The sequence below is a fragment of the Winogradskyella sp. genome (genome assembly GCF_013213835.1).
GTDB lineage: Bacteria > Bacteroidota > Bacteroidia > Flavobacteriales > Flavobacteriaceae > Winogradskyella.
The window spans coordinates 1-3896 of the sequence record NZ_JABSSU010000022.1; the positions used below are offsets into that span (position 1 = coordinate 1).

Genomic DNA, 3896 nt, shown 5'->3' on the forward strand with positions numbered 1-3896 from the left:
TATAATGGTTATATTAATTGGAATAAAAATTTTCGCTAGTTCTTTTTGAAATAAATTTTTAACTATTCTTGACTCTTTTAATTATTCATCTATCGAATTTTTATGTAGATTTTATGAAGTATTAAAACGCTAAAAATGAAATGTTATAGAAATTATTCAAACATTAAAGTATATATATTATTGATAAATTATTATTGCCTTTCTTTATATCATTAACGAGTTTTAAAATCATTAAGGCAGTGCTGGATGCGCAATATCTACAGATAATTACATCTCGAAACATTTATAAAACAGGGAATTAGATGTGGAAGAGCTCAACAAATTAGAAAATTTAAGTCTGACATTATCAATTGAAAGTGCTATACCACATAGCATTTTAAGTCACTCATTAGACTTATACTGTGATAAGCAAGTATAGGATAGTTAGGAAAATACTAGAAAGCTTAAAGATTAGATTATACATAGTTATTGAATATTACAAGAAATCACCAAAGAACTAGAATATTATCGATTATTTCTGCTTCACTACTTCTTTGTTCTGAACTAAAACAAGACTTAGAATTTAAGGAACAATAGAACAAATTGTAGTTGTAAATATTAGTTTATATTGCTATTTCAAAGAGCAAACAATTGCAAAATAATGATTTAGTTCTAAATTTAACCTTAAAAGGATGGACCTAATGTCCATCCTTTTAAGGTTAAAATTTTATCTGTTATATAATGTTTCACCTTACAATTAATAATGACGATTTCGGATAATAACATAGCTAAATGTTTAATTTAGTTCTAATTAATGTCGAGATGGGCTATATGATTAGCTATCATACGTCAATTCTCAAACGAGTAGGTATTCAACAATTAAGCCCAAAAAATGATTATAAATTATAATCCATTCTTAAGTAGAAGATTTAAGATCTTTATGTTGTTTCTTTCTTTATTTAGTTTTGGTTGTAGTGAAATCGTAGAAGTATCCGATATATCAAATGACCAAATAGAGATAATCGCTCCAACCAATAATTCAACACTAACAATTGAAAATGTCAATTTTTCGTGGGGAAGTATTGAAGATGCAGAGCAATATAAATTACAGATTGTGACGCCAAGTTTTGAAGAAGCCAACCAGGTTGTTTTAGATACAACCATTATTGCAACCGGTTTCAACAAAAACTTAGGTGCGGGTGATTACCAGTGGCGTGTAAGAGCTGAAAATTCAGATTATCAGACAGTATTCACCACGCAAAGCTTTTCAATTGAAGAATAAAACCAAGACATATGTATTATTAGTTGCAGTTTTAGGAATTTGGGGAACAATTACCTTCAAAGTTATTAATGGTTTAAACCCGGAGCAACCACCATCAACCGCATTAGAATTTGAGGTCACTTTTCATCCTACGTCTCACAAAGACATAGATACTTTTGCGATTGATGCAATAGCAAGAGATCCATTTTTAGGTAAAGTGAGTAAGGCAGAAAATGATCTTAGTAGAAATAATAGAACACTCAGGTCAAATGTAAAGTTACCCCATATAACTTATAATGGATTAATTAAAAAAGAAGGTAACGCCAATAGAATATTTGTAGTTGAAATTAATAACCAGCAACATCTTTTAAAGAGAGGTCAAACCATCCATGGTGTCAAATTGATAAGTGGTCATAAGTCGTCAATAACTGTGAGTTATAATGGACATACACAGACTATTAAATTGTGATGTATGAAATGGTTGTTAAAACATAAAGCAGGAGCATTACAGCTGACTACATATATCATTATAGTTATTGCACTATTATTAACAGGATTTATTCTTTTAATACACACCCACAAACAATTTGTACTTCAGTCTGATACTATAATACATACTATCAAAAGCACTGACGAGGGCATTAGATATGCTTTAAATCAAACTATTTTACCGAGAGATACATTCAATTTAAAATCTACTGAAATTCCAAATTCAAAATTGAAACTTCACAAAGATAATTGGGGTGTATTTGAAAAGGTAAAAAGTATATCCTCCATTAGAAATAAGACATTTCAAAAAGTTGCTTTGCTAGGATCTACGTCAAATTCCACAAATAGATCGGTATTATACCTTGAAGATAATTCTAAGCCATTGGTAGTTGTAGGGAATACCAAAATTAATGGTTTAGCATATCTACCAAAGCCAGGGGTGAAAGCAGGGTCTATCGCAGGTCACTCATATTATGGTTCACAATTGATTTATGGTTCAACCAAAGTGTCTAAGAATTTACCCGCGATTAGCAAAAGTATATTGAATGAGATTCAGTCTCTAATAAATGTGTTATCTCATCTCACTGAGGATCAGTTTTTGAGCATAAAAGAAGGTGTGAAGTTTAGCAATTCATTTAAAAATGCATTACAAATTATATACTCAGATCAAACAATTAATTTAAATGATATTGAACTTACAGGTCACATTATTGTACAATCAAAAACTAAAATTGTTGTTGACGCCTCAAGTCAACTAAAAGATGTGCTACTGGTTGCTTCAGAGGTTGAAATAAAACCAAACGTGGTTGGGAGTTTCCAAGCAATCGCGACTAAAGCGGTTTCGGTTGCTAAAAACGTACAATTGAATTACCCTTCAGCTCTTGTATTACATAAAAAACCAGATAGCAAACAGGCAGTGGCAATTAATCCATATGAGGAGAGGGATAAAATTACTATAGAAGAGAATACCACTATTAAAGGTGCTATTGTGTTTTTAGGTGAGGATATATTAAACAACTACAACTCTCAAATTGAATTAAAAGAAAATTCCAAAGTGTATGGTGAATTGTACTGCAACCAAAATATAGATTTAAAAGGTAAGGTCTTTGGTACCGTGTATACTCATAATTTTATTGCAAAGCAATCTGGATCAGTATATCAAAACCATATTTATAATGGTGTCATAGATATTGATGCTTTACCTGAGCAGTATTCAGGGTTGTTATTTAATGACTCAAAAAAGGTGGTTGCGAAATGGTTGTACTAGAGGTTGCAAATAAGATTTTTGGTTACAAATCCCGTCTTAAGGGATCAACATTAATGGAAACTTTGGTTGCAACCATCTTGATAATGGTTGTGTTTGTGGTTGCAAGTTTGGTTTTAAACAATCTGTTTTCAAGCTCTATTAATAGCAATATCTCAGTAATAACGAATCATTTGAATGAATTGGAGTATTTGCAATCGCACAACCAGATCCGGTTGCCCTATTCTGATACATTCGATAATTGGGACATTATGGTTAGCAACCAAAAAGAGGGTGGAAACAATATAATCGTATTTGAAGCAACCAATAAAGCAACCAATAACGTTGTAAGCAAAGTAGTTCATGCAATGGAATAAAAAAATAAAAGCAGTCACACTCAGTGAAATGATAACGGTACTCATATTAACAAGTATCGTTGTTGGTTTGGCGTTTACCGTTTTAGGTTTGGTTCAAAATCATATGAGAGCTATTACTAGCAATTACAATAAAAATTTAGAGTTAAAGAAACTTGAGACTTCTTTATGGTTGGACTTCAACCGATATTCTCATATTTATTATAATCCGTTAGATTCTGAATTATCATTTAAGAATGAAATCGATTCCGTCAGCTATAACTTTTATAAAGAATATGTCGTTAAAGTAAAAGACACTTTTCCAATTAATGTGGTGTCAAATGTATTCTATTTTGATGGTCAGGAGACAAAGGATTTAGAGGTTGATGCTATCAAATTGATGACTGACAAAGTTCATTCAAATAAATACCTTTTTATCTATAAAACAAATACAGCAACCAATTATATGAATTGATGGGGTTTCAATTAGATAACATACAAACCACAAAGAAAAACCAGAGCAGTAGTTCTCAAGCAACCTCCTTTCTTCAAAAGGAAATAACGCTGTTTG

General features: G+C 31.1%; 5 protein-coding genes. All 5 read left to right on the top strand.

The genetic code is table 11. The features are described 5' to 3' along the window. Positions 1–871: 871 nt before the first annotated feature. From HRU50_RS15965 to HRU50_RS15985, 5 genes are read left to right on the top strand one after another with little or no spacing between them, the layout of a single operon-like run. Complete coding sequence (locus HRU50_RS15965; protein ID WP_296352318.1) at positions 872–1261, top strand: hypothetical protein; 390 nt, start codon at positions 872–874, stop codon at positions 1259–1261. Next, positions 1251–1709 (top strand): hypothetical protein, encoded by a 459-nt coding sequence (locus HRU50_RS15970; RefSeq protein ID WP_296352320.1) that lies wholly within the window; start codon positions 1251–1253, stop codon positions 1707–1709. Before HRU50_RS15965 ends, HRU50_RS15970 begins: the two co-directional genes overlap by 11 nt. Positions 1710–1712: 3 nt before the next feature. Continuing rightward, complete coding sequence (locus HRU50_RS15975; RefSeq protein WP_296352322.1) at positions 1713–2996, top strand: hypothetical protein; 1284 nt, start codon at positions 1713–1715, stop codon at positions 2994–2996. Next, entirely contained in the window at positions 2984–3349 is a 366-nt protein-coding gene (locus tag HRU50_RS15980; RefSeq protein ID WP_296352324.1) for a hypothetical protein, read from the top strand. The genes HRU50_RS15975 and HRU50_RS15980 overlap by 13 nt, the downstream gene beginning before the upstream one ends. Positions 3350–3377: 28 nt before the next feature. Beyond that, complete coding sequence (locus HRU50_RS15985) at positions 3378–3800, top strand: hypothetical protein (RefSeq protein WP_296352326.1); 423 nt, start codon at positions 3378–3380, stop codon at positions 3798–3800. Positions 3801–3896: the final 96 nt, after the last annotated feature.

Excerpts from the sequence above, each read along its gene's own strand:
- HRU50_RS15965 (WP_296352318.1), top strand. The coding sequence starts at position 872 with ATGATTATAAATTATAATCCATTCTTAAGTAGAAGATTTAAGATCTTT.
- HRU50_RS15975 (WP_296352322.1), top strand. The coding sequence starts at position 1,713 with ATGAAATGGTTGTTAAAACATAAAGCAGGAGCATTACAGCTGACTACA.
- HRU50_RS15980 (WP_296352324.1), top strand. The coding sequence starts at position 2,984 with ATGGTTGTACTAGAGGTTGCAAATAAGATTTTTGGTTACAAATCCCGT.
- HRU50_RS15985 (WP_296352326.1), top strand. The coding sequence starts at position 3,378 with ATGATAACGGTACTCATATTAACAAGTATCGTTGTTGGTTTGGCGTTT.